The organism is Brachybacterium sp. FME24 (assembly GCF_014897705.1).
In the GTDB taxonomy this organism is placed as follows: Bacteria; Actinomycetota; Actinomycetes; order Actinomycetales; family Dermabacteraceae; genus Brachybacterium.
The window spans coordinates 12,346-37,291 of sequence record NZ_JABUXV010000014.1; the positions used below are offsets into that span (position 1 = coordinate 12,346).

Consider the following 24,946-nt stretch of genomic DNA (forward strand, 5'->3'; position numbering starts at 1 on the left):
GTCGGCTGAGGGGCGTGCGGGGCTCAGTTCTCGACGAGCCGGGCGAAGACCACGGTGTTGTCCAGGTGATGACCGTCCGCGTCGAGGTCGCCACCGCAGGTGATCAGCCGCAGCTCCGGGCCCTCAGTGCGGCCGTAGACAGCGAGCGTGGGGAACTCGTCCTTGGGGTAGCGGGCCGAGTCGTAGACCTCGAACGTCGCCGTCGTCCCGTCCTCGCGATCGACGTCGACCCGGTCGCCGGGCTCGAGACCGCCGAGTTCGAAGAACACGGACGGGTCGCCGCCCCAGGTCACATGACCCTCGATGACCGAGGGGCCGAGCTCGCCGGGGGTCGGTGATCCCTCGAACCACGCTGCCAGGTTCGCGCGGTCGCCGCGCGGGGCGAGCAGCTCCCCGCTCTCTCCGAGACCGATCGGGAAGACCTTCTCTTCGACACCGATCGAGGAGATGGTGATCGCCGTCGGCTCCGACTCCGCGAGCGGTGACGCGGCGGGCGGCGTCTGCGCCGAGGCGTCGGGCTGTTCGGTGGGTTCGCTCGCGTCCGTGCTGGGAGCGGGAGACGGTTCGGCAGGTGTCGCGCCGTCGGCGGCGCCTCCGCCGTCCGAGGCGGAGCGCACGTCGGGCTGTGGTGGAGCGCCGACCTGGTTGGTCAGCGCGAAGATCAGGAGCGCCGCCCCGATCAGGGCGACGACGCCGAAGGCGACGGCCGTCATGCGACGACCGCCGCCCCGGCGGGGAGGTCCCTGTGGGGTCATGTCACTTCTGGAGCTGACGCGTGCGCAGCGCGATCGCACCGGCAGCCGCCGCGGCGATCAGGCCACCGCCGGCGATCATGGCGCCGGCGTTCTCGATGCCGGCAGTGGTGCCGTCACCGGTCTCGGCGCCGCCCTCGGGCATGTGCTCCATCTGGCTCACCTCGAGCTCGCCACAGGCGGCGGGATCAGTGGCCTCGGAGGGCAGATTCGGGTCGAGGTCGGACATGACGTCGCCGTCGTACTCCCCGCTGCCGTTGTGGTCGACGCCGTGGACGACGATCACGCCCTTGCCGTCGGTGATGTCGGAGGCGACCTGGTCGCTGACCTCGAAGGTGCGCTCATAGGCGTCGTCACCCACGGGGAAGCGGTCCACGGCCAGTCCGCTGTCCGGGCTGGTGTCACCCTCGGTGGTCAGCGACGACACGATCATGCCGTAGTCGTCGTGGGCATCGGAGACCTGGATGGCTCCGTTCTCGCCGCTGCCCTCCATGGTCGGGTCGGGGCACTGGTTCTTGCCGCCGACGTGGATGTGCTGGGCGTGGGGGGAACCGGACAGCAGGCCGGTGTTCTCCATCTTCACCGTCACCTCGTTGCCCTCGACGGTGACCCACGCCGTGCCGGAGGCGCCGGAGTCGTTCAGTTCGGTCAGGTGTGCCTCGAGCGTGGTGGCGCCGTGCTCTCCGCCATGCCCTTCGGCCAGAGCGGCACCGGAGGCTCCGAACATGCCGAGCATGGCCGTGGCGGCGAACAAGGGGAGGATTCGCTTCGTCGTCGTGCGCATCGTGACTCCTTCGTCGGACGCCGGACGGCTCTGCAGTCGTCGGGGGCGGCGATCCAGGTGTGGTTCGGAGCACCAGGACGATCGGATTGGACGGATCTGGAACTTTTTCTGCCGAGCTGGTCAGCAGCAGTCGCCGGGGTCGTCGTTCTCGCTGGTCAAGGAGGACAAGGGCTGTGCGCAGGCCTCGCCCCGCCAGGCTTCGAGCCCCTCCCGCACCGCGAAGACCGCGATCACCAGCGCTGCGAGCGGGTCCGCCCACGCCCAGCCCAGAAGGCTGTTGAGCACGAGGCCGACGAGGACGGCGGCGGACAGGTAGGAGCAGATCAGGGTCTGGTGGGAATCGGCGACCGCACTGGCCGAGCCGAGCTCGCGACCGGTGCGACGCTCGAACCAGGACAGGACGGGCATGATCACCACGCTCACAGCGGCCAGCGCGATACCGACCGAGGAGTGCTCCGCCGGGGAGGCCCCGAGGAGCGACCGGAGCGCATCGATGGTGACGACGGCGGCGAGCGCGAAGAACGCCACCGCGATCACCCGCAGGGCCGCTTTCTCCCGCCGGTGCGGGTCCGGCGCCGCGAACTGCCAGGCGACCGCAGCCGCGGACAGCACCTCGACGAGCGAGTCGAGACCGAAACCGATCAGGGCGGACGACGACGCAGCCCGGCCCGCCGCCAGGGCGATCACTCCTTCGAGCAGGTTGTACGTGATCGTGGCGGCCACCACCCAGCGGATCCGGCGCTGCAGGACCAGTCGCCGTGCGGGAGCCACCGTCGGTCGGGGGTCCGAGGGAGTCATGCGCACGTGCACCCGTCCCCCGTGCAGCAGTCCGGGTCGACGACGAGCGCCAGCTTCACCAGATCGCTCAGGGCCGAGGCGATGTGCGGATCGGAGAGGCGGTACCAGGTGTGGCGACCGTCCTTGACGCCCTCGACCAGCCCGCAGCCCCGAAGGCACGTCATGTGATTCGACAGCTTCTGGCGGGAGACGCCGAGCGCATCGGCCAGATCGGAGGGGAACGCCGGGGCCTCCCGCAATGTCAGCAGGATGCGGGCCCGGGTGTCATCGGACAGGGCATATCCCAGGCGGGCGAGGGATGCGGTGTGGCTGAGGGTGACGGTCTCGGGCATGGACCGATAGTACAGCTTTTTCTGTACTGACTCGAGCAGACCACCCCGCTCCGGATGCTCGCCGACCGGCCGGCGACACCGCAGGACGGCTCACTCCAGTGCGAGATCGATGCCCCGATGCGAGCGGAACACCTCGAGCACGGTGTCGAAGTAGGTCGGAGCGCCGTCGGCGTCGAGCTTCTCGAGCCGGCTGCGGAAGACCGCGACCGTGAACCGCTCCGGCTGCGCGAGCTTGTCGAGCAGGTACTCCCTGGTGGCTGCGACACCGAGGGCCCGCGCCGCCTGCGCGTGGTCGGCCCAGACGATCGTCGCCTCCGTGTGCCGACGCAGCGCCCCGTATCCGCCGTAGAGCATGTCGTCGAGCGCATCGAGGCTCGGGCCCAGCTGCCAGTCGACGTCGGCCATGAAGACGCGATTGATCTCGTCATAGAACGAGGCGATCCCGTCGATCCGCGTGCCGTCGATCCTGAGGGTCAGCATGGGCCACTCCTGATGACGATCGGGGACGTGCACTCGGGTGCCCACGATAATCACCACTGGGCCCGGGCCGGAGCACCGCGACTTCTCGAGGCCCGAGAGGCGCCGTTGGCCGCTCTCGCCGGACCCGCCGCCCCGTCCAGGCGACGGGTGCTCCGAGACGTCCTCCATGTAGTTGACACGTGAACCATTGCGCCATATGGTTCACACGTCAACTACTTCATCGGGGGCGGCTGGAGAACTCCCCCCACGAACACCCCTGATTCATCCCACTCTTCGAGAGGAAGAACGCCATGACCAGCAAGCCCATCATCCTTGTCGCCGGTGCCACCGGAGCCCAGGGCGGCGGTGCCGCCACCGCACTGCTGGCGGACCCGCAGCAGCGGTTCGCCGTCCGCGCCCTCACCCGCGACCCTCAGTCCCCGGCAGCTCAGGATCTCGCCGCCCGCGGCGCGGAGGTCGTTCGCGCTGACTTCACCGAACCGGCCACCCTCGGTCCGGCGTTCGCCGGCGCCTACGGGGCCTTCCTGGTCACCAACTTCTGGGCACACGGCTCCGCCGCCCAGGAGGCGCAGGAGATCGCGAACCTCGCCACGGCCGCCGCGAACGCGAAGCTGAAGCACGTGGTGTGGTCGACCCTCGAGGACACCCGAGACCTGCTGCCCATCACGGACCCGCGCATGCCCGTCCTGCAGGACGAGTTCAACGTGCCCCACTTCGACGCGAAGGGCGAGGGGAACAGGCTCTTCACCGATGCCGGGGTGCCCACCACGTTCCTGAACACCACCTTCTTCTACCAGGGGTTCATCGACGGGGTGCAGCCACGCCGCGGTGAGGACGGCACACTCGCCCTCACCCTCCCCTTCGAGGACGGCAAGCTCCTCGCCGGGGTGGACGCGAACGACATCGGCCGCACCGCTCTGGCGATCCTTGCCGGCGGTGACAAGTTCCTCGGACAGACGGTCAGCCTCGCCGGCGACCACCTCTCCGGTGAACAGTTCGCCGAGGTCCTGGGTGAGGTCATCGGCGAACCAGTCCGGTTCGACCCCGTTCCGTACAGCCTGTTCCGCACCTTCCCGATCCCCGCGGCCGAAGAGATCGCGAACATGTTCCAGTACTACGCCGATTTCGAGACCCAGTTCGTCGGCGCCCGCAACCTCGACGAGCTGCGCCGACTCAACCCGGCGCTGCAGGACTTCCGCACCTGGGCCGCCGTCAACCAGGACGCACTGAGGGCCGCGGTCGCCTGACAGCGCTCCCGAGACGGCCGGGCCACCCCGGTGCCGGCCGCCCATCACCGAAGAGAGGACACCTCATGAAGGCCATGCAGTTCAGTGAAGTCGGGGAGCCGGAGGTCCTGAGACCGGTGGAGGTCCCGGACCCGGTTCCCGGGGCGGGACAGGTGCTCGTGCGCGTCGAATCCGCGAGCGTGAACTTCTCCGACACGGCGCGCCGCCGCGGCGGGTGGTTTCCCGAACCGACCCCCCTTCCCTTCATCCCTGGCGGTGAGGTGGCCGGAACGGTCGTCGCACTCGGTGAGGGGGTCACCACGCCCGCGGCAGGGACACAGGTATTCGGCCTGACCAGTGCCGGGTACGCCGAGCTGGCGCTGCTGGATGCCGCGAGTACGGTTCCGGTGCCGTCGTCCCTCGGCTCCGACGCGGCGGCGGGCCTGCTGCTGGTCGGCGTGACCGCGTCGATCATGCTGCAGGGCGCCGCGCGCATCGAATCCGGTGAGACGGTCTTCGTGCCGGCTGCCAGCGGCGGGCTGGCGAACTACGCCATCCAGATCGCGAAGCTCGCCGGCGCCACCGTCATCGGAGGCGCCAGCACGCCGGCCAAACGAGACGTCGCGCTCGGGTACGGCGCCGACCACGTGGTGGACTACACCGCCGAGGGATGGATCGACGAGGTCCTGGCCCTGACCGGTGGCCACGGGGTGGACGTCGCGCTGGAGATGACAGGCCCGGCCCATGTCACCGAAACGCTGAGGATCCTGGGACCGTTCGGTCGCCTGGTGGTCTACGGCGCGGCCGCCGGACGCGACACGCACCTGGACGGGACTGCCCTCGAGTCCCTCGTCTATGACCCGGCGCCAGGTCAGGCGCTGATCGGGTTCAACGTCGGCGCCTGGTTCCAGCACCGCCTCCCGCAGACCATCGCCCTCATGGAAGAGCTGATCGGTCGAGCAGTGAGCGGGCAGATCACGCCGCCGCTGCTCACCACGTACCCGCTCGCAGAAGCTGCCGAAGCGCACCGGCTGCTGGAATCAGGTCAGTCGCGGGGGAAACTCATCCTCAACCCCTGACTGCCCGCACCGGGGACAGCACGAATCCCCGCCCCTCAAAGAGGGGGCGGGGGTTCGCGCATGCAGCACTGGGTGGAGGCTAGGAGAATCGAACTCCTGACATCTTGCTTGCAAAGCAAGTGCTCTACCAACTGAGCTAAGCCCCCTGAGCGCCGTGGCGCCGGGAAAATACTACGTGTCAGACACGAGGCGCCGGAGCGGACTCGTTCTGCTGCGACACAGGAACATCCTGATCTGCGGAGAGACGCTCGGCCTCGGTCCACAGATCATTGCGCGTCCGGTCGGACTCGACCTTCCGCCAGGTGAGGATACCGGCGACGGACGTACCGAGCAGGACGGCGGCGACCTTGATGAACTTCTTCATGAGTCCTCCGATCCTCGAAGTGGGCCTAACTGGACTTGAACCAGTGACCTCTGTCTTATCAGGACAGCGCTCTAACCGACTGAGCTATAGGCCCATGATGCCTGACTTCCGGTTCACACCGGGTGCCAACCACCGACGTGCCACGCTACCGCGTCGCCTGCCGCTCCGTCCAACCGACCCGGGCGGTTGTACGGGAGGTCACAGGATTACCCGTGGGTCCGCGCCAATCCGCTTCCCCCGTGGCTCCGAACTGATGACGTGACGACCCTTCGGGGGACGTTCGGCGTTCGACCTCTCGAACGCGATCCCGGCAGATTCACGAAGGAGATTGTCATGAAGACTCGCACACTGATTCCCAAGCTCGGAGCCCTCGCCGCATCCGTTGCCCTGATGAGTGCCTGCTCAGGCGGTATGAGCGACGACGCCTCGACCGACGAGGGCGGCAACCATCCCGCGGCCGAACAGGCCGAAGCCTCCGACGGCGGTGGCTCGATGGCGTCCGACGGCGGCGGCATGGCCATGGACGACCCGGCCGCGAATCTCGTCGGTGCGGGCTGCGCGGACTACGCGTCCATGGTTCCCGATGGCGACGGCTCCGTGGAGGGCATGGCTCAGGATCCGCTGAGCGTCGCGGCCTCCAACAATCCGCTGCTGACCACCCTCACCTCGGCCGTGTCGGGCGAACTGAACCCAGACGTGAACCTCGTCGACACCCTCGACGGCGACGAGTTCACGGTGTTCGCCCCGGTCGACGACGCCTTCGGGGCCATCCCCGAGGACGACCTGTCCGCGCTGGCCAGCGACGCCGACAGCCTCACGAACGTGCTCACGTACCACGTGGTTCCCGGCCAGATCAGCCCCGACGAGATCGCCGGCACCCACACCACGGTGCAGGGCGAGGACCTCGAGGTCACCGGCAGCGGCGACGACCTCATGGTGGGCGACTCGACCGTGATCTGCGGTGGCGTGCAGACGCAGAACGCTACTGTCTACCTGGTCGACACCGTTCTGATGCCGCCGGCGATGGCGGATGCCAGCTGAACAGCGCACACTGAAGCAACGCGATGAGCGGGCGGACGGTGAAGGCCATGGTCACCGCCGTCCGCTCACCCCGTCTTCGAAGGAGCTGCGCATGTCTCCCGACCCCACCGAGCTGGATCGGGCGCGGCCGCGGCCGCGTGAGCCCGACCTGGAAGCGACCGGCACCGAAGACAGTGCCGGGGCAGCTCTCGCGGAGCTGCTGGGTCGCGTCGCGCTCGGGGACGAGGAAGCTTTCTCCCACCTCTACGACGAGACCTCGCCCCTCTTGTTCGCGTTGATCAAGCGCGTGGTCCGAGATGTGTCGATGAGTGAGGAAGTGCTGCAGGAGGCGTTCGTGGAGATCTGGAAACAGGCCACACGGTTCGACCCCCACCGCGGCTCCCCCCACGGGTGGATCTGCACCATCGCCCACCGCCGCGCCATCGACGTCGTGCGCTCCAGTGACGCCTCTCGGCGACGCGACTCCGACGAGGGACTGCGGAACATCGAGGAGAAGGTCGTCGACGTGCAGGAAGAGGGCATCATGCGAGTCGAGTCCCAGCGCGTCCAGGTGGCGATGCGCTCTCTGACACCGCTGCAGGCCGATGCGATCCGCCTCGCGTACTTCGGCGGCTACAGCCACCGCGAGGTAGCAGGCCTTCTCGACATTCCCGTCGGGACGGCGAAGACTCGAATACGTGACGGAATGATCGTCCTGCGGGACAGGATGGGGGTGACCTCGTGAACGAGCAGGATCACACCATGACCGGCGCCTGGGCGCTCAACGCCCTGGACGCCGAGGAACGCGCCCGGATCGAGGACTACCTCGCCCAGGACGCCGACGCCGCCGCCGAGGCCCGCTCTTTCGAGGAGACAGCCGGCGAACTGGCCCGCGACCTCGAGCCGGTCGCTCCGCGCCCAGAGCTCAAGAACTCGCTGATGGCGCGAATCTCCCAGACCAGCCAGCTGCCCCCGCATCCCGCGGAGAACACCGACGACGCCGCGGCCGGCTCTCGCGACGAGGTCGCCGCCCGAGGCGAATCCTCCCCCAGGACACATCGTGCCGACTATCCGGTCGCTGATGACTCCGCGGCGGACCGCCCGACAGGTGATCCGGACACCACCGAGCACGACGCCACGGTGGTCCCTCTGGACCGGTACCGCTCGAGCGTGCAGCGCACCCGCTGGCTCGCCATCGCCGCCGCCGCCCTGATGGTCACGACGGTCACGGGGATCGGACTGTGGGGCACGGAGCGTGCCGCGCAGGAGGACTCCCAGGCGACCATCGAGGCCCTGGAGTCCCAGCAGGCAGTGTCCGACCAGGAGCGGGAGCTGATCGCGACGATCATGGCGTCCGGCGACGCCACCCAACTCACCCTCCCGTCCGAAGACGGAGGCAGTCTGAACCTCATGTACTCGAATGAGGAGGAGGCAATGATCATCCAGGCTGCCGGCCTTCCAGAGCTCCCCAGCGATAGCACTTACCAGCTATGGCTCATCGACCCGGGCGCTGACCCCGCGAGCGCGGGCCTTCTGACGGACCCGGACAAGTCCGCGTTGGTCGAGGAGTCGATGACCCCCGAGACGACTCTCGCCCTCTCGGTCGAGCCTGCGGGTGGCTCCGAGCAGCCCACCACAACTCCGATAGTGCAGGGACTGCTGTCATGACCGCATCCGCCGATCGCCCCCGGGATGCGCAGGAACCCGAGCACGGCGCCGAGCCCCGTCGTCCCGGAACGGTCGCGGGCCCGCCCCGTCCCGGCATCCCGTGGTGGTCCGTGCTCGTCGGGGTGATCGGCGGCGTCGTGCTGCTCGCGGTCGCGGAGCTCCTCTCGCTCGCCTTCAGCTCCTCCTCGGCGCCGTTCGTGGCCGTCGGCGGCGGTTTCATCGACATCATCCCGCCGTGGGTGAAGGACCTGGCCATCGGCCTGTTCGGCACCTGGGACAAGATCGTCCTGTTCGCCTCCATGGTCGCGGTCTACATCGTGCTGACGGCCCTGAACGGCGCCCTCGGTGCCCGCCGTCCCCGCACGGCCGCCGTGGTGCTCGCCGGGCTCGGGGTGTTCGCCACGATCATCGTGCTGACCCGAGCGCAGAACACCGTGCTCGACGCGGTCCCGACCCTGCTGGGAACCCTCGTCGCCGTCCCGACACTGATCGTCCTGCTGCGCGCCGTACGCGCCCCGTCGGCGCCCCTGGATGCCGACGAGGGGTGGTCCCGCCGACGCTCCCTGGTCGGTGTCGGAGCAGTCGGGGTGCTCGCCGTCATCATCGCGGCCGGCGCCCGCGGAGTGAACGCGACCCGAGAGGTGGCGCGACGGGCGGCCGAGTTCACCCTGCCCACGCCCCGCACCCGCGCCGAAGAGATCCCCGGGGACGCACAGGTGGAGGTCGAGGGCATGCCCCCGTACGTCACCCCGAACGAGGACTTCTATCGGATCGACACCGCTCTCGCGGTACCGAGGGTGGACCCCACGACCTGGGAGCTGCGGATCCACGGGCTGGTCGATCGCGAACTCACGATGACCTTCGAGGAGCTGCTCGCAGAGCCGATGATCGAGAAGCACGTGACGCTGACCTGCGTGTCCAACTCTGTCGGCGGCGACCTCGCCGGCAATGCGACCTGGCTCGGCGTACCCGTGCGCACCCTCCTCGAGCGGGTCGGCGTGAAGGGCGGCGCCGACATGGTGCTCTCCCGCTCGACCGACGGGTTCACCGCTTCCACCCCGCTCGAGGCCCTCACCGACGACCGCGACTCCCTGATCGCCGTGGGCATGAACGGGGAGCCGCTCCCGCAGGAGCACGGCTACCCGGTGCGGATGGTCGTGCCCGGCCTGTACGGGTACGTCTCGGCGACGAAGTGGCTCACCGAACTCACGGTCACCCGCTTCGCGGACGACACGGCCTACTGGACCACCCGCGGATGGTCCGAGCGCGGCCCCATCAAGATCGCCTCACGCGTGGACGTGCCCCGGTCCTTCGACGAGCTCGCACCCGACGAGAACGGCACCGTCATGCTCGGCGGCACCGCCTGGGCACAGCAGCGCGGCATCGCGACGGTCGAGGTGCGGATCGACGACGGCGACTGGCGGGAGGCCGCCCTCGGCGCCGCGGTCACCGATGACACCTGGGTCCAGTGGTCCCTGGCCTGGCAGGACGCCACCCCGGGCGACCACACCGTCTCGGTGCGAGCCACCGATGGTGAGGGCGAGCAGCAGACCGAGGAGCGGGCGAAACCGGTCCCCAACGGCGCGAGCGGGTGGCACACCATCGACTTCAGCGTGGAATGAGGCCCGGCCCCGTCGGCGATGAGCGGGCAAGGCCATCCTCGACCACCAGGCCGTGACCCCGCACCAGGGTGTTCAGGGCGTCCGGTGCTGCAGCCAGGCGCGCACAGATCTCGGCCGCATCGCCGATCAGCAGCTCGGCGCCGGTCAGACCCACCAGCTCGTCGAACATCTCCTGCTGGCGGTGGCGCAGCGGGATCGCCTGCTCCCGGGCGACGACGCCCCAGCTCGAGGCATACACATCGAAGTGCGCGGGATGCTCCCCGGTCCCCAGGGCAAGCGGGAACTCCCCGGCATCCAGGCGCACGCGCTCGTAGTTGGGCTCGGTCTCGTCGACCACGGCGAGCTGCGCGTCATCGAACCAGGTCGCCACGAGCTCCATGCGCTCCCCGTCGGCACGGTACGGGGCCGCAGGGATGTAGCCGCGCGCGGAGGTGTGCGCGCAATGACCGACGGCGAGGTTGCGCACAGTGCAGCGCACGAACGGAGTGGTGATCTGCAGGTCACGGCCGGAGCGGGTGTACTTCCTGGCAATGGTCTCCGGAGTCTGATTGGAGCCGACCGCGATCACGAGGGTGCGCTCGGCCAAGGGTGCGGCGCCCTCGGCCGCCAGGGCCTGGTCGATCGCCGCGACATCCACGACGGTGCCGCTCCGGTCCTGCGTCGGGGCCTCCACCCCACCGGGCGGATCCAGGTCCACGATCCCCTCGGCCAGCAGCAGCGCGGAGCGCACGGCCTGCCCTGTCCAGGGGTAGTCCTCCGGAGCGTCGGCGCGGGAGGAGGCGGAGATCGTCGAGGAGGACATCCTTCGACCATAGCGAGATCCACCCGGCAGCCCCAGCTCCTGGTGGCCACCACCACGCCGGACGTCGGTGCACGCCGCGCGGGGCTGCTCCGCCCGCGCCGCCGGTGCGCCCCAGCACCCAGCACCCAGCACCCAGCACCCAGCACCCAGCACCCAGCACCCAGCACCCAGCACCCAGCACCCAGCACCCAGCACCCAGTCACTATCGTGGAGCCATGAGTGAGCAACGCGCGGTCGATGCCCTGAACGCCTCGGGGCTGGAGTACGAGATCACCCGGCACGGGCGGGTCGGATCTCTGGCGGAAGCGGCCTCCGCCCGCGGTGTCGAGCCGCGGGACATCATCAAGACCCTGGTGGTGCGGCGCTCCGAGGGCGCCTACCTGTTCGTCCTGGTGCCGGGCGATCGCGAGATCTCGTGGCCGAAGCTGCGGTCGCTGCTCGGAGTGAACCGCCTGTCGATGCCGGACAAGGACGTCGCGAAGGAAGCCACCGGCTACGAGCGCGGCACCATCACCCCGTTCGGCTCCACCACTGCCTGGCCCGTCATCGCCGACCTGGACCTCGCCGGCGACCCGGCCCGGACGATCTCCCTGGGTGCCGGCGCCCACGGAGTCGCCTCGACCGTGAACGCCGAAGCGGCCCTCGCGCACCTGCGGGCCCAGGTCGCCGACATCACGGACCTGCAGAATCCCTGACCTGCCCCTCAGTCGCCGACGCTCATGGCGCACGGCGCGTTTCCGGACGCAGAACGGGCGGGCACCATGTGGTGCCCGCCCGGTCGATGTTCGGTGGCGCCGGGGCTCGAGGAACCGGCGACGCCCGCGAGGTCACTCGTCGGTGAAGGTCATCTTCAATCCGCCCAACAGCGCCGCCACCAGGTTGTAGAGGAAGGCCAGGAGCGTCCCCAGCGCGGTGATGATCACGACGTTCACCACGGCGACGATGGTGCCGTAGCTGACCATCTTGGAGAAGCCGAAGAACTCCATGAACGGCAGCGGCGTGCCCCCGTTGAGGTCGCGTCCCAACTGATCGATCTGGCTCCACAGGCCGATCGCGTCGACCAGGTTCCACATCAGGACCACAGCGACCACGGTCGCGATGCCCACCGCGATGGCCACCAGGAACGACAGCTTCATCACCGAGAACGGGTCCAGTCGGGCCAGCGTCAGACGCACCCGACGTGGGCCGCGCTTCTCGGCGTCAGCGGGGTTCGCGGAGGTCGTCATCTTCTTCGGGCTGCGGCTCGCACCCCTGGCCGCGGACCCCTTGCCGGCGCCGATGGTCTGCTCCGAGGACGACGTGTCCTCCTCGAAGGAGGGGAGCTTGCTGGTCGCCTCCGGAGACGGGGAGGTGCTGGCGGCAGTCCTCGCGTCACTCGTGCTCACGGATCACTCCTCGGTCTGGTCGTCATCGCCGGTCGGCAACTGCTCGGATGATTCAGAGCCTAGATCATCGGAGACCGGCGAACCCTGCTCAGACTCCCCGTCGGCGTCGATCTCCACAGCATCCGCGCCTTCGGTCGTGCCCTCGCCCGTCTCGGGATCGGCCAGAGCCGGTGCCTCGACGCTGTTCGCGCCGTCCACACCGTTCTCCTCCTCGTCGTCCACGTCGAGCTCGGACTCAGGGCTGGTGGTGACCAGCAGGATGCGATCGCCCTTGTCGGGCTTGGCGAACACGACACCCATCGTGGTGCGGCCCTTCGACGGCACCTCGGCGACGCGGGAGCGGACCACACGGCCCTTCTCCATGACCACGAGCAGCTCGTCGGTCTCCTCCACGGCGGCGGCGCCGACGAGGTGCCCGCGATCATCGGGCAGCTTCGCGACCCGGATGCCCAGGCCGCCGCGACCCTGCACGCGGTACTCCTCGATGCCGGTGCGCTTGGCGTAGCCGCCGTCGGTCACGGTGACCACGAACTGCTCGGGGTTGACCACGTCCATGGCCAGCAGCTCGTCGTCGTGACGGAACTTCATCCCGGTCACACCACTGGTCGCACGGCCCGTCGGCCGCAGCACGTCGTCAGCCGCCGGGAACCGCACGGACTGGCCGTTGCGGGAGACCAGCAGCAGGTTGTCGTCGGCGTCCACGGAGCGCGCTGCGATCACCCGATCCGGCTCGGGGCCGTCGGGGCCGTCGATGTCGCGCAGATTGATCGCGATGATGCCGCCGGTGCGGTTGGAGTCGAAGGCCGTCATCGGGGTCTTCTTCACCAGCCCGGACCGGGTGGCGAGAACGAGGTACTGGGCGTCCTCGTAGGTGTTGATCGCCAGCACCGAGGCGATGTGCTCGTCCGGCTGGAACGCCATCAGGTTCGCGACGTGCTGACCCTTGGCGTCCCGCGGTGCCTCCGGCAGCTCATAGCCCTTGGCGCGATAGACGCGGCCCTGGTTGGTGAAGAACAACAGCCACCGATGCGTGGTGGTGGTGAAGAAGTGCTGCACCACGTCGTCCGCGCGCAGCGAGGCTCCGCGCACACCCTTTCCGCCGCGCTTCTGGGCGCGGTACTGGTCGGCGCGGGTGCGCTTGACGTAACCACCACGGGTGATGGTGACGACCACGTCCTCCTCCGGGATGAGGTCCTCCATCGACATGTCGCCGCCGAAGGGAAGGATCTGCGTGCGGCGGTCGTCGCCGTACTTGTCGACGATCTCCTGCAGCTCCTCGGAGACGATCTCGCGCTGACGCACCGGGGAGGCCAGGATCGCCGTGTACTCCTCGATGAGTGTCTGCAGGCGGTCGTGCTCCTCGGTGATCTTCTGCCGTTCCAGGGCGGCCAGGCGACGCAGCTGCATCGCCAGGATCGCATTGGCCTGGACCTCGTCGATCTCCAGCAGCTCCATCAGGCCGGTGCGTGCACGGTCGGCGTCCGGGGAGCGGCGGATCAGCGCGATGACCTCGTCGAGCGCGTCCAGCGCCTTGAGGTAGCCGCGGTAGATGTGGATCTGCTCCTCGGCCTTGCGCAGGCGGAACGTCGTGCGGCGCACGATGACGTCGATCTGGTGCTTCGTCCACTCGCGCACGAAGGAGTCGATCGACAGGGTGCGGGGCACCCCGTTGGCGAGCGCCAGCATGTTCGCGGAGAAGTTCTCCTGCAGCTGGGTGTGCTTGTAGAGGTTGTTCAGCACCACCTTGGCCACGGCGTCACGCTTGAGCGTGATGACCAGTCGCTGCCCGGTGCGGCCCGAGGTCTCGTCGGTGATGTCGGCGATGCCCTGGATCTTGCCGAGCTTGACCATATCGGCGATCTTGCGTGCCAGGTTGTCAGGGTTGACCTGGTACGGGAGCTCGGTGACCACGAGGGACATGCGCCCGTTGATCTCCTCGGTGGAGACCACGGCGCGCTGGGAGATGGACCCGCGGCCGGTGCGGTACGCCTCTTCGATGCCCGTGGTGCCGGCGATGGTGGCACCGCTGGGGAAGTCGGGGCCCTTGATGAATCGCAGGCAGGCCTCGAGCAGCTCGGGCTTGGTGGCCTCGTGATTCGTCAGGAGCCACTGGACGGCGTCGGCGACCTCGCGCAGGTTGTGCGGAGGAATATTGGTGGCCATACCGACCGCGATGCCGGAGGAGCCGTTGACCAGCAGGTTCGGGAAGCGCGCGGGAAGAACCACGGGCTCATCAGCGGTGTTGTCGTAGTTGCCCTGCATATCGACCGTCTCCTGGTCGATATCGCGCACGAGCTCGAGCGCCAACGGAGCCATCTTGCACTCGGTGTATCGAGGAGCGGCCGCACCATCGTCGCCGGCGGAGCCGAAGTTTCCTTGGCCCAGGATCAGCGGATAGCGCATCGACCACGGCTGCACGAGACGCACCATGGCGTCGTAGATGGCGCTGTCTCCGTGGGGGTGATAGTTGCCCATCACCTCGCCGACGACCTTGGCGCACTTCGAGAACGCACGGTCGGGGCGGTAGCCGCCGTCGAACATCGCGTAGACGATGCGGCGGTGGACCGGCTTGAGGCCGTCGCGCACGTCCGGCAGGGCTCGGGAGACGATCACGCTCATCGCGTAGTCGAGGTAGGAGCGCTGCATCTCATGGTTCAGGTCCACCTGGGTGATGCGGTCGATCTCGTGCTCGTCGAGCGGGTCGACGAGGGTCACGGTGCGGTCCGCTGCCTCGGTGGTGGAGACCTCATGGGCGCCTTCGGGGGTGGCCTGACCGGCCATCCCGGCGGGCAGCTCCGGGGTCTCGTCGGGGTTCGTGGGGTCCTGCGGGGTGTCGCTCATGGCGTCGAAGGCCTTTCGGGTGGGGCCGATGGTCGTGGGCGCTCCCGGGGGCGCTCGGGCTCTGGCCCTGCGTCGCCCCGGGGGCCGGTCTCAGATGTCGAGGAAGCGGACGTCCTTGGCGTTCTCCTGGATGAAGCGACGACGGGACTCGACGTCATCGCCCATCAGGACGGAGAAGATGGTGTCCGCATCGGCGGCCTCATCGACCGTGACCTGCTTCAGCGTGCGCGAGTTGGTGTCCATCGTGGTGGTCTGGAGTTCCTTCCAGTCCATCTCGCCCAGACCCTTGTAGCGCTGGATCCCGTTGTCCTTGGGAATGCGACGGCCGGCGGCGCGGCCGGCCTCGAGACGCTCATCGCGCTCGGTGTCGCTGAACACGTACTCGTGAGGGGCGTTGGTCCACTTCAGGCGGAACAGCGGCGGCATCGCGACGAACACGTGGCCGAGCTCGATGAGGGGGCGCATGTAGCGGAACAGCAGCGTCAGCAGCAGGGTGACGATGTGCTGGCCGTCGACGTCGGCATCAGCCATCAGGACGATCTTGTGGTACCGCAGCTTGGTGGCGTCGAAGTCGTCCCCGATACCGGTGCCGAAGGCGGTGATCAGCGAACGGACCTCCTGGTTGTCCAGGGCCCGGTCCAGTCGCGCCTTCTCCACGTTCAGGATCTTGCCGCGGATGGGCAGGATCGCCTGGGTGCGAGGATCGCGGCCCTGCACGGCGGAGCCGCCGGCGGAGTCGCCCTCGACGATGAAGATCTCGGACTCTGCGGGGTTGCGGGAGGAGCAGTCACGCAGCTTGCCGGGCATGCCGCCGGTCTCCAGCGGCGACTTGCGACGGGTGGCGTCGCGGGCCTTGCGAGCCGCCTCCCGGGCGGCGGCGGCGGCCTGGCCCTTCATCACGATGGACTTCGCCTCCAGCGGGTGGGAGACGAACCAGTCCTGGAGCTGATCGGTCATGATCTTGACCATGAAGGTGCGGGCGATGGTGTTGCCCAGCTTGGTCTTGGTCTGGCCCTCGAACTGCGGCTCCCCGAGCTTCACGGACACCACGGCGGTCAGGCCCTCGCGGATGTCCTCGCCGGTGAGGTTGGCGTCCTTCTCCTTGAGCAGGCCCTGGGCGCGCCCGTACCGGTTCACGATGGAGGTCAGCGAGGAGCGGAAGCCCTCCTCGTGGGTGCCGCCCTCATGGGTGTTGATGGTGTTCGCGTAGGTGTGCACGGATTCCGAGTAGGCCCCGGTCCACTGCATGGCGACCTCGACGGAGATGGACGACTCGGTGTCCTCCGACTCGAAGGAGATGATGTCGGGGTGGATCACCTCGGCCCGCTTGGTCGTGTTGATGAACTCGACGAAGTCCTGCAGTCCGCGCTCGTACAGGTAGGTGACGGTGCGGGGGCCATCGTCCTTCCCCAAACCCTCGGCTTCGAGCTCGACGTCGACCACGTCGTCCTCGGCCTCGTCCGTCTCGGGCGCCCGCTCGTCGGTCAGCGTGATGCGCAGGCCCTTGTTGAGGAACGCCATCTGCTGGAACCGCTTGCGCAGCGTCTCGAAGTCATAGACGGTCTCGTCGAAGATCTCGTCATCGGCCCAGTAGGTGATCGTGGTGCCGGTCTCGTCGGCCTCCTCACCCTTCTCGAGCGGGGCCAGCGGGGCGCCGCGGCTGTACGCCTGGCGCCACACGTGGCCCTCGCGGCGGATCTCGACCTCCATGCGGATGGACAGGGCGTTGACCACGGAGGAACCCACACCGTGGAGGCCGCCGGAGACGGCGTACCCGCCGCCGCCGAACTTGCCACCGGCGTGAAGCACGGTCAGCACGACCTCGACGGCCGGCTTCCCCTCGGTCGGGTGCATGGCCACGGGGATGCCGCGGGCATGGTCGACGACGCGGACGCCGCCGTCGTCGAGCAGCGTCACCTCGATGGTGTCGCCGTGGCCGGCCATCGCCTCGTCCACGGAGTTGTCGACGATCTCCTGCACCATGTGGTGCAGGCCGCGCTCACCGGTGGAGCCGATGTACATGCCGGGGCGCTTGCGGACCGCTTCGAGGCCTTCGAGGACGGTGATGTCCGAGGCCTCGTAGTGCTCCGGGGCGTGCGCGGCCCGTTCGCCGGCGGACTTGACCACGGGAGCGGGATCGGGAGCTGCCGCTGCAGGCGTCACCTCGGGCATCGCGCCGGGAGACGGATCCGGGGCACCCTGGGGTGCGTCCTGGTCGGGCATGGGGCGGTCGCTGTCGCTCACCTGATGTGGCTCCTCGCAGTCCTGGAATCCCTCGGACCGGAAGAGCGCCGAGGGTGGTTCGGTCTGGCACGGGCACGATCCCCCCGACTCAGCACACATGGGGCCCACGGTGACGCGCCGCGCGCGCACGCGCGTGAGGCACCCGTAGGCCACAGTCGTCGAGCCGGTGGTCACGAAGTCCACGAGGACGTCGCAGGACGCCGGCCGAACCACCTTGATTCTAGCGGACAACGGCCACTGAACCTATTAACCTCGCCGATTCTGTGGACAACGCGACGCGGATTCCGTGTCAGACGGCCCCGGATGGCCTCAGGAAGCCGTTCCCGAGGCGCCGGACGGGGTCCCATACGCCACCAGGGGTGAGATCGCGGCACAGGGGCGCCTGGCGATCCACACCTGCCGGATCAACGACGGGGAGGCCCGGATTCGTCCACCGCGCCGAGGCCTGCCAACACCTCGACGGTGGCCAGCGCTGCCGAGGCGGCCTCGTACCCCTTGTCCTCCCGGGAGCCGGGAAGGCCCGCGCGGTCGAGCGCCTGCTCATCATCATCGCAGGTGAGGAGACCGAATCCTACCGGCACGCCGTGGTCCAGGGAGACTCGTCCGAGGCCGTCGGTCGCGGCTGCGCACACGTACTCGAAGTGGGGAGTGCCCCCGCGGATCACGACCCCGAGGGCGACGACCGCGTCGTGGTCGCGGGCAAGACGGTCGGCGAGGACCGGCAGTTCGAAGGATCCGGGCGCTCTCACCACGGTGGGCTCGAGGATCCCGGCCTCGGTGCAGGCGCGCCGGGCACCCGCGAGCAGGCCGTCCATCACCTGCTCGTGCCAGGAGGCGGCGACGATCGCGATCCGGGTGTCCGGCTGCGGGGTGATCTGCGAGGTGGGGCTTCCGTGTCCGCTCATGAGGGATCTCCATTCGGTGCGGGGGTCAGGGTTGCGGGCAGGCCGACGAGGTGGTGGCCCAGTCGGTCGCGCTTGGTGGTGAGGTAGGAGAGGTTCTCCGGGGTGACGTGCGTGCTGAGCTGCACGACCCCGGAGACCTCGACCCCTCCGGCGCGCAGGGCGTCGGCCTTCGTGGGGTTGTGGGTCAGCAACGAGATGGCCCCGACGCCGAGGTGGTCCAGGATGGGCGGGACGATCGCGAAGGAACGGTCGTCCACGGGCAGCCCGAGGTCGAGGTTGGCGTCGACGGTGTCGCGGCCCTGCTCCTGGAGGGCGTAGGCCCGCAGCTTCTCCATCAGGCCGATACCGCGCCCTTCGTGACCTCGCAGGAGGATCAGCAGGCCCCGCTCGGCCGCGTCGATCCTGACCAGGGACTCCTCGAGCTGGGGTCCGCAGTCGCACCGCCGCGAGCCGAAGACGTCCCCGGTCACGCATTCGGAGTGCACGCGGGTGAGCACGGGCTCAGGCGTGCTGAGGTCCCCGCGCATCAGGACCAGGTGCTCCGCATTCCCCTCTCGGACGGCGAACGCGCGGAAGATGCCGTGCGTCGTGGGCAGGGAGACCGGGTCGGTGACCTCGAGGCCCCTGTGTCCCGTTCGTCCTGCCTCGTCCTGCGGGGGCGCCTCCTCCGTGGCCCGACGGTGCTCGGCGAGGTCCTCGATGGAGACCATCACCAGGCCGTGCTCGTCGGCGAAATCGCGCAGGGCCGGGCCGCGCATCATGGTGCCGTCGTCGTGGATCAGCTCGACGATCATCCCCACCTCGGGCAGGCCTGCGAGGCGGGTGAGGTCCACGGCGGCCTCGGTGTGGCCGCGGCGTTCGAGCACACCCCCGGGGCGGGCGCGCAGGGGAAGCACGTGCCCGGGGCGGATCAGGTCGCGCGGGCCGGTCTGCGCGGAGGCGAGGACCTGCAGGGTGCGGGCACGGTCAGCGGCGCTGATTCCCGTGGTCACGCCGTCGCTCGCGTCGACGCTGACCGTGTACGCGGTGCGCAGCGGGTCTGCGTTGTCTCGCACCATGAGCGGCAGCTGGAGGGCGTCGGCCCGGGCCGGGCCCAGGGGTGCGCAGAGCAGTCCGCTGGAGTACCGCACCGCGAAGGCGAGCAGCTCGGGGGTCGCGGCGGAGGCGGCGAGGATCAGGTCCCCCTCGTTCTCACGGTCCTCGTCGTCCACGACCACGACCGGGCGGCCGGCGGCGATCGCGGTGATCGCCTCCGGGATGCTCTCCAGGCGCAGCGCGCTCATCGCCGGGCCTCCGTCCCGGGCACGAGGCCAGCAGTCAGCTTCTCCACGTATTTGGCCAGCACGTCCACTTCGAGGTTCACACGGTCACCGACGCCGCGCCGGCCCAGCGTGGTGCGGGCGAGGGTCTCGGGGATGAGGCCGATGGTGGCGACGTCGCCGTCGAGGGCCGCGACGGTCAGGCTCACGCCGTCCACGGCGAGTGAACCCTTGTCGACGACATAGCGTGCCAATCCTCGTGGGTCGTCGCCGCTGGCGGGAAGGGCGATGCTCAGCAGGGTCGCTCCCTCGCTCTCCTCCCGGCCGACGATCTCGCCGACGCCGTCGACGTGGCCCTGCACGATGTGCCCGTCCAGGCGGCCGTCAACCCGCACGCAGCGTTCGAGGTTCACGCGGTCGCCGGCGGCCAGATCGCCGAGGCTGGTGGCGGCGAGGGTGGTGGTGATGACGTCGGCGCTCCAGATCTCGCCCTCATGGGTGGTGACGGTGAGGCAGCAGCCGTTGACGGCGATGGAGTCGCCGAGGGCGATGCCGTCCAGGACGTGCGGGGAGCGGATGTGCACGTGGGCGCGGTCGCCCGAGAGGTCTATCGTCTCGACGGTGCCGAGCTCTTCGATGATGCCGGTGAACATGGTGGTCCTTCCAGGTCAGGTGGTGCGGGGTCGCAGGGTGAGGCGGAGGTCGGTACGGCCATCCGGGGAGGTCAGCGGGGTGACGTCGGTCAGGTCGAGGTCGAGGCGGTCGGCGATCGTGGTGATGCCGAGGTCCCCGATCCCGCCGCGGCCGCCGCCGAGCAGGGTGGGGGCCAGGTGGACGATGAGCTCGTCGACGAGCTCAGCGCGCAGGAAGACGGCGGCCAGGGTCGGCCCTCCTTCGAGCAGCACGTGTCGCAGGCCGCGGTCGAACAGCTCTGCCAGGGCGGCCGACGGGTCATGCGTGCGCAGGGGGATCGCCTCGCCGGCGCCCCCCGGCAGCGGAGGGAAGTGGCCGGTACCCATGACGGCCCGCACCGGCTGGCGGTGGTGGAGGGTGCCGTCGCCGCGGCGGGCGGTGAGCGAGGGGTGATCGGCGCGGGCGGTGCCGGCGCCGACCAGGACGGTGTCGCAGGTGGTGCGCAGCTGATGGACCTCCTCGCGGGCGGCCTGCCCGGTGATCCACTGGCTGGTGCCGTCGGCCGCGGCGGCGCGTCCGTCGAGGGTGAGGGCGATCTTGGCGGTGACCAGGGGGCGACCGTGCTGCAGCCCGTGCTCCCAGCCGCGGTTGAGTGCGGCGGCAGCGGCTGCGAGGTCGACCGGGATGTCGAGCTCGACGTCGATCCCGGCGGCGCGCAGCCGTTCGATGCCACCGGTGGCGATCGGATTCGGGTCGCGGCGGGCGATGATCACGCGGCCGACGCCGGCGGCGATCAGGGCGTCCGCGCACGGTCCGGTGCGTCCGACGTGGGTGCACGGTTCGAGGGTGACCACGGCGGTCGCCCCGATCAACGGCGGCGCCGCGCGGTTCAGGGCGTCGGCCTCGGCGTGCGCGGTGCCCGCGCCGCGGTGATGGCCTTCGGCCAGGACGCGACCGTGCGCGTCCAGGAGCACGCAGCCGACGCGGGGGTTCGGCCCCAGTGGCACGGCGGGATCCGCCGCGATCTCCAGGGCGCGGCGCAGCGCTCTGCGCTCGGCGTCGTTCAGCATGGGCTCTCCTCCGGTCCGCGATGCTCGCGGTCCGGAGAGAGGGAGGGTCACGGAGACGGCGTCACCCGGGATGCCACATAGCGGCGCACGAAGTGCGCGGCCGAGGGCTGTCCGAGGACGTCGTCGCGTGCGCTTCCCATCCGGACTTTAACCGTCGGCCCAGGAGTTCCACCTGGTCAGCCGATGGCCAGAGGCCATCGGGTCGCGGACTATCACCGCCGGCTCGGAATTTCACCGACCCCAGTGCACGCGAGCTTTCCAGCTCGTCACCGGTCACGCTAGCAGGTGGGGCGGGCAGTGGGGCGTTCATGACGGCTGATGACATCCACCTCACGATGCGGCGCACCGCTTCGGGATCGACGGGGCCGGGCCGGAGAGCGCGCCCGGCCCCGCAGCACGCCTCGCTATCCGTAGGTGTCGCGGGGGCCTCGCCAGGTGACGGTGCGGCGACCCTTCTTCCAGGTGCGCTCAGCCGCGGCGGGACCGGTCACGCGCAGTTCCGCGATCACGTGGGACCCGACGTGCTCCTCGATCGCGGTGATGAGCTGCGGGGTGAGCATCCGCAGCTGGGATGCCCAGGCGGAGGAGGAGGCGCTGACCACGAGCACCCCCTCCTCGAGGGAGACGGGGTGGCAATGGCTGCTGATCCGCTCGCCGACGATGTCCTCCCATTCCTCCAGGACCCGACCGGCGTTCATGCCGGCGTTCCATCCGAGGTTGCCGAGGACCTTGCGCAGCACGCTCTCGATGCCCTGCGGGTCACGGGGGTCGGGGCGAGATCCGGAGTACCCGGGGGCGCTCCCGGAGCGGTCTCGCACGTCTCTGGCCTGCGTCTTCGCGGAGATCGGGAACAGTCCGCGATCACGGGCGGCGGCGCGGGAGCGGTTCACGGTGCGGCGGGCGAGTTCGAAGGGGTCCTTCGGGGTGGGCAGCTCGAGAGGATCGTACTGCTGCTGGGGCTGCTCCGGTCGAACCTGGCGGGGGGCCGGCTCCCGCTCTCCGGATCGGGCCACGGGTCCGGGCGCAGGCGCGGAGGCGGGGACGCCGTCTCCGCCGGCGGCGCCCTCCGGCGGGGAGCCGTCGGCCCGACCGTTCCAGGTCGAGAGGCCGTAGGGGTTCGCGAGCTGTCCGCCGCCCGGGCCTCTCCCCGGCCCCTGCCCCTCGGGACGGGGGTCCCTTCCGGAGCGCGGCGTCCTCACCAGCTACTGCTCTCACGAGGGACCGCGTTGCCGAGACTCACATCGACCACGTGCATCTCTCCGTCGAGGGAGTCGGGGATGTCGGTGTCGTTGGCGGTGGTGATGAGCACCTGCGAGGCATTGGTGACGATGCGTCCCAGTCGCTCGCGGCGGTGCACATCCAGTTCGCTGAACACGTCGTCGAGCAGAAGGATCGGCTCGCCATCGCCGAGGTCCCCCTCCTCCAGTCGCAGCAGGTCGTAGGACGCCAGGCGCAGGGCGAGCGCGAGGGACCAGGACTCCCCGTGGCTCGCATACCCCTTGGCCGGGAAGTCGTGCAAGCGGATCTCGAGGTCATCGCGGTGCGGACCGGTGAGGGTCACGCCGCGATCGATCTCCTCGTCGTGCCGGTCCGCCAGCATCGCCAGCAGCACGTCATGGATCTCGCGGGTGGTGGGCAGGTCTCCAGGAGTCGCGCCGAGTTCGTCGAGCACTCCCGATCGATAGGCGACGTCGGCCGGAGAGTCGAGGTTCCCGCGCTGGTCAGGGGGGAGATCCAGGGATTCCTCGGCGCCCTCGTCGGTCGCGACCCGCAGGTACGAATAGCCCAGATGCGGGCGCAGCCGGTTGACCAGGTGCAGGCGGGCGCGCAGCAGCTCGGCGCCGAATCGGGCGAGCTGCTGGTCCCACACGCCGAGGGTGGAGGCGGCTGAGTCCGCCGGATCCAGTCCGCCGACGCTGCGTCCGCTGCCCCCACGGCGCATGGATCGCATCTGCTTGAGGAGGTTGCTGCGCTGCTTGAGCACGCGATCGTAGTCAGCTTTGACGGCGGCGTAGCGGGGGGCGATCTCGAACAGCAGCTCGTCCAGGAAGCGGCGTCGTCCCTCGGGATCCGCCTTCACCAGGCCCAGGTCCTCAGGGGCGAAGAGGACGGCCCGCACCTCTCCGAGCAGATCACGCAGGCGGGCGACGTTCTGCCCCTGCACCCGGGCACGGTTGGACTTGCCCGGCGTGATCTCGAGGTCGACCTGCAGGGGGCGGCCAGCGCGCAGGAAGCTCGCGCGGATGATCGCGGTCGGCTCGCCGCGCAGCACGAGGGCGGCGTCGTGGGGCACACGATGGCTGGACAGGGTCGCGAGATACCAGATGGCCTCGACGATGTTGGTCTTGCCCTGTCCGTTCTTGCCGACCATCACCGTGATGCCCGGCTGCACCGGCAGGGTGAGTCGCGAGTACGAGCGGTAGTCGGTGAGATCGAGGGCGGTCAGCTGCACGGAGGGAGCACTCCCTCCCTCAGATCCGCATCGGCATGATCAGGTACCTGTAGGAGGTGTCCGGGGCTCCTTCGAGGGAGTCCTGGCCACTCATGACCGACGGCTTGATGGAGTCGGTGAAGGTCAGTCGCGCGAACTCTGCGCCGAGGGCCCCGAGGCCGTCGAGCAGGAATCCGGAGTTGAATCCGACGACCAGGTCCTCACCGGTCAGATGAGCCTCGAGGACCTCGCTGGCCTGGGCGTCATCTCCAGCGCCGGCCTCGAGGGCGACCTGGCCCTCGGTGAAGGACAGCCGCACCGGAGTGTTGCGCTCGGCGACCAGGGAGACGCGCTTGACGGCGTCTATGAGGGCGCCGGTGGAGACGACCGCGGTGATCGCGACGGACTCGGGGAAGAGCCGACGCACGGGCGGGTACTCGCCGTCGACCAGGGTCGAGGTGGTGCGGCGACCGCCGGCCTCGAAGCCGATGAGATTCGCGGAGGAGTCCTCGGCCAGGGCGATGTCGACGCTGCCTCCGGTCGACAGGGAGCGCGCCACCTCATGGAGGGTGCGACCACGCACCAGGGCGGTCTGCTCGGTGCCGGGGGTCGACGGGTTCCAGGTCAGCTCGCGCAGCGCCAGGCGGTAGCGGTCGGTGGCCATGAGGGTCATGGTCTCGCCGGAGATCTCGACCTTCACACCGGTCAGCAGCGGGAGTGTGTCGTCCTTGGAGGCGGCGACGGTGACCTGGCCGATGGCCTCGGCGAACACGTCGGCCGCGACCGAACCGGCGACCGGGGGCATGCTCGGCAGCTGCGGGTACTCCTCGACGGGGAGGGTGGCCAGGGCGAAGCGGGCGGATCCGCACCGGACCTGGAGCTTGGTGCCCTCCAGGGCGATGGAGACGTCCTTGTTGGGCAGGGCTCGGACGATGTCGGAGAGCATGCGGCCCTGAACGAGGACCTCGCCCGGCTGCTCGATCTCGGCGTCGAGCCGGATCTGGGCGCTGACCTCGTAGTCGAATGTCGACAGCTGCAGTTCGCCGCTGGCGTCGGCCACGATCCGAACGCCCTGCAGGATCGGCATCGCCGGTCGCACGGGGAGGGTTCGGGTGGCCCAGGAGACGGCGTCGCCGAGGACGCCGCGGTCGAGGTGGAACTTCACCGTTGCCACTCCTTCGCAGTGGTCGATTACCAGAACAGGCACGGACGGAGCACAGCGTAGCGGTTTCCTCGGGGTCTCGCCGACAC

24 protein-coding genes, 2 tRNA genes and 1 riboswitch are annotated in these 24,946 nt (G+C 69.5%); of the genes, 7 read left to right on the forward strand and 19 right to left on the reverse strand.

All coding sequences use genetic code 11. The annotated features are described in order from the left end of the window. Nucleotides 1-23: 23 nt before the first annotated feature. The 5 genes from INT51_RS15705 to INT51_RS15725 all read right to left on the reverse strand — a co-directional run bounded on the left by INT51_RS15705 (nt 24) and on the right by INT51_RS15725 (nt 3,146). Nucleotides 24-755, reverse strand: a complete 732-nt coding sequence (locus INT51_RS15705) for a class F sortase (protein ID WP_226985790.1) — start codon at nt 753-755, stop codon at nt 24-26. 1 nt (nt 756) lies between these two features. After that, a complete protein-coding gene (locus tag INT51_RS15710) occupies nt 757-1,536 on the reverse strand; it encodes a CHRD domain-containing protein (protein ID WP_193106284.1) in 780 nt (259 codons plus the stop codon). A 120-nt stretch (nt 1,537-1,656) separates the two neighbouring features. Then, nucleotides 1,657-2,334, reverse strand: a complete 678-nt coding sequence (locus tag INT51_RS15715) for a cation diffusion facilitator family transporter (protein WP_193106285.1) — start codon at nt 2,332-2,334, stop codon at nt 1,657-1,659. Next, nucleotides 2,331-2,666: a helix-turn-helix transcriptional regulator gene (locus tag INT51_RS15720; protein WP_193106286.1), complete on the reverse strand. Its 336-nt coding sequence runs from the start codon at nt 2,664-2,666 to the stop codon at nt 2,331-2,333. Before INT51_RS15720 ends, INT51_RS15715 begins: the two co-directional genes overlap by 4 nt. 90 nt (nt 2,667-2,756) lie before the next feature. After that, nucleotides 2,757-3,146 carry a barstar family protein gene (locus INT51_RS15725; protein WP_193106287.1) on the reverse strand — a complete coding sequence of 130 codons (390 nt, stop codon included), beginning with the start codon at nt 3,144-3,146 and terminating at the stop codon, nt 2,757-2,759. Nucleotides 3,147-3,436: 290 nt separating this feature from the next. Between INT51_RS15725 and INT51_RS15730 the strand changes: the two genes are divergently transcribed. Further along, entirely contained in the window at nt 3,437-4,393 is a 957-nt protein-coding gene (locus tag INT51_RS15730; protein WP_193106288.1) for an NmrA family NAD(P)-binding protein, read from the forward strand. A gap of 65 nt (nt 4,394-4,458) precedes the next feature. Further along, the gene (locus INT51_RS15735) at nt 4,459-5,451 is read left to right on the forward strand and encodes an NADPH:quinone oxidoreductase family protein (protein WP_193106289.1); all 993 of its coding nucleotides are present in this window, start codon (nt 4,459-4,461) and stop codon (nt 5,449-5,451) included. Between the two features lie 73 nt (nt 5,452-5,524). Here the strand turns inward: INT51_RS15735 and INT51_RS15740 are convergent. The 3 genes from INT51_RS15740 to INT51_RS15750 all read right to left on the reverse strand — a co-directional run bounded on the left by INT51_RS15740 (nt 5,525) and on the right by INT51_RS15750 (nt 5,909). After that, nucleotides 5,525-5,597: transfer RNA gene (locus INT51_RS15740), tRNA-Ala, on the reverse strand. 32 nt (nt 5,598-5,629) lie between these two features. Next, entirely contained in the window at nt 5,630-5,815 is a 186-nt protein-coding gene (locus INT51_RS15745) for a DLW-39 family protein (protein ID WP_193106290.1), read from the reverse strand. Nucleotides 5,816-5,835: 20 nt separating this feature from the next. Beyond that, nucleotides 5,836-5,909: transfer RNA gene (locus INT51_RS15750), tRNA-Ile, on the reverse strand. 239 nt (nt 5,910-6,148) lie between these two features. Here INT51_RS15750 and INT51_RS15755 point away from each other — a divergent pair. The 4 genes from INT51_RS15755 to INT51_RS15770 all read left to right on the forward strand — a co-directional run bounded on the left by INT51_RS15755 (nt 6,149) and on the right by INT51_RS15770 (nt 10,125). Then, nucleotides 6,149-6,856: a fasciclin domain-containing protein gene (locus tag INT51_RS15755; protein WP_226985791.1), complete on the forward strand. Its 708-nt coding sequence runs from the start codon at nt 6,149-6,151 to the stop codon at nt 6,854-6,856. 91 nt (nt 6,857-6,947) lie between these two features. After that, on the forward strand, nt 6,948-7,580 hold the full coding sequence (locus INT51_RS15760) for a sigma-70 family RNA polymerase sigma factor (RefSeq protein ID WP_193106291.1): 633 nt from the start codon (nt 6,948-6,950) through the stop codon (nt 7,578-7,580). Beyond that, nucleotides 7,577-8,503 carry an anti-sigma factor domain-containing protein gene (locus INT51_RS15765; RefSeq protein WP_193106292.1) on the forward strand — a complete coding sequence of 309 codons (927 nt, stop codon included), beginning with the start codon at nt 7,577-7,579 and terminating at the stop codon, nt 8,501-8,503. Before INT51_RS15760 ends, INT51_RS15765 begins: the two co-directional genes overlap by 4 nt. Beyond that, nucleotides 8,500-10,125, forward strand: coding sequence for a molybdopterin-dependent oxidoreductase (locus INT51_RS15770; protein ID WP_193106293.1), 1,626 nt, complete (start codon nt 8,500-8,502; stop codon nt 10,123-10,125). Before INT51_RS15765 ends, INT51_RS15770 begins: the two co-directional genes overlap by 4 nt. Here the strand turns inward: INT51_RS15770 and INT51_RS15775 are convergent. Continuing rightward, entirely contained in the window at nt 10,112-10,927 is an 816-nt protein-coding gene (locus INT51_RS15775; RefSeq protein ID WP_193106294.1) for a hypothetical protein, read from the reverse strand. The genes INT51_RS15770 and INT51_RS15775 overlap by 14 nt on opposite strands. Nucleotides 10,928-11,142: 215 nt before the next feature. Between INT51_RS15775 and INT51_RS15780 the strand changes: the two genes are divergently transcribed. Then, complete coding sequence (locus tag INT51_RS15780; RefSeq protein ID WP_193106295.1) at nt 11,143-11,622, forward strand: aminoacyl-tRNA deacylase; 480 nt, start codon at nt 11,143-11,145, stop codon at nt 11,620-11,622. A 132-nt stretch (nt 11,623-11,754) separates the two neighbouring features. Here the strand turns inward: INT51_RS15780 and INT51_RS15785 are convergent, their stop codons facing one another. The 10 genes from INT51_RS15785 to dnaN all read right to left on the reverse strand — a co-directional run bounded on the left by INT51_RS15785 (nt 11,755) and on the right by dnaN (nt 24,860). Beyond that, a complete protein-coding gene (locus tag INT51_RS15785) occupies nt 11,755-12,312 on the reverse strand; it encodes a DUF3566 domain-containing protein (protein WP_193106296.1) in 558 nt (185 codons plus the stop codon). Between the two features lie 3 nt (nt 12,313-12,315). Further along, nucleotides 12,316-15,153, reverse strand: a complete 2,838-nt coding sequence (gene gyrA, locus INT51_RS15790) for a DNA gyrase subunit A (protein ID WP_193106297.1) — start codon at nt 15,151-15,153, stop codon at nt 12,316-12,318. Nucleotides 15,154-15,243: 90 nt separating this feature from the next. Further along, on the reverse strand, nt 15,244-17,397 hold the full coding sequence (gene gyrB, locus INT51_RS15795) for a DNA topoisomerase (ATP-hydrolyzing) subunit B (protein WP_193106298.1): 2,154 nt from the start codon (nt 17,395-17,397) through the stop codon (nt 15,244-15,246). Nucleotides 17,398-17,801: 404 nt separating this feature from the next. Further along, entirely contained in the window at nt 17,802-18,302 is a 501-nt protein-coding gene (ribH, locus tag INT51_RS15800; protein ID WP_193106299.1) for a 6,7-dimethyl-8-ribityllumazine synthase, read from the reverse strand. Next, on the reverse strand, nt 18,299-19,585 hold the full coding sequence (gene ribB / locus INT51_RS15805; RefSeq protein ID WP_193106300.1) for a 3,4-dihydroxy-2-butanone-4-phosphate synthase: 1,287 nt from the start codon (nt 19,583-19,585) through the stop codon (nt 18,299-18,301). Before ribB ends, ribH begins: the two co-directional genes overlap by 4 nt. After that, the gene (locus tag INT51_RS15810) at nt 19,582-20,214 is read right to left on the reverse strand and encodes a riboflavin synthase (RefSeq protein ID WP_193106301.1); all 633 of its coding nucleotides are present in this window, start codon (nt 20,212-20,214) and stop codon (nt 19,582-19,584) included. The genes ribB and INT51_RS15810 overlap by 4 nt, the downstream gene beginning before the upstream one ends. 15 nt (nt 20,215-20,229) lie before the next feature. Then, nucleotides 20,230-21,264, reverse strand: a complete 1,035-nt coding sequence (ribD, locus tag INT51_RS15815; RefSeq protein ID WP_193106302.1) for a bifunctional diaminohydroxyphosphoribosylaminopyrimidine deaminase/5-amino-6-(5-phosphoribosylamino)uracil reductase RibD — start codon at nt 21,262-21,264, stop codon at nt 20,230-20,232. A 123-nt stretch (nt 21,265-21,387) separates the two neighbouring features. After that, nucleotides 21,388-21,517, reverse strand: a riboswitch (FMN riboswitch). 151 nt (nt 21,518-21,668) lie between these two features. Then, nucleotides 21,669-22,463 carry a DUF721 domain-containing protein gene (locus tag INT51_RS22740; RefSeq protein WP_193106303.1) on the reverse strand — a complete coding sequence of 265 codons (795 nt, stop codon included), beginning with the start codon at nt 22,461-22,463 and terminating at the stop codon, nt 21,669-21,671. Then, nucleotides 22,460-23,716, reverse strand: coding sequence for a DNA replication/repair protein RecF (gene recF / locus INT51_RS15825; protein WP_193106304.1), 1,257 nt, complete (start codon nt 23,714-23,716; stop codon nt 22,460-22,462). The genes INT51_RS22740 and recF overlap by 4 nt, the downstream gene beginning before the upstream one ends. 19 nt (nt 23,717-23,735) lie before the next feature. Beyond that, nucleotides 23,736-24,860 (reverse strand): DNA polymerase III subunit beta, encoded by a 1,125-nt coding sequence (dnaN, locus tag INT51_RS15830; protein ID WP_193106305.1) that lies wholly within the window; start codon nt 24,858-24,860, stop codon nt 23,736-23,738. Nucleotides 24,861-24,946: the final 86 nt, after the last annotated feature.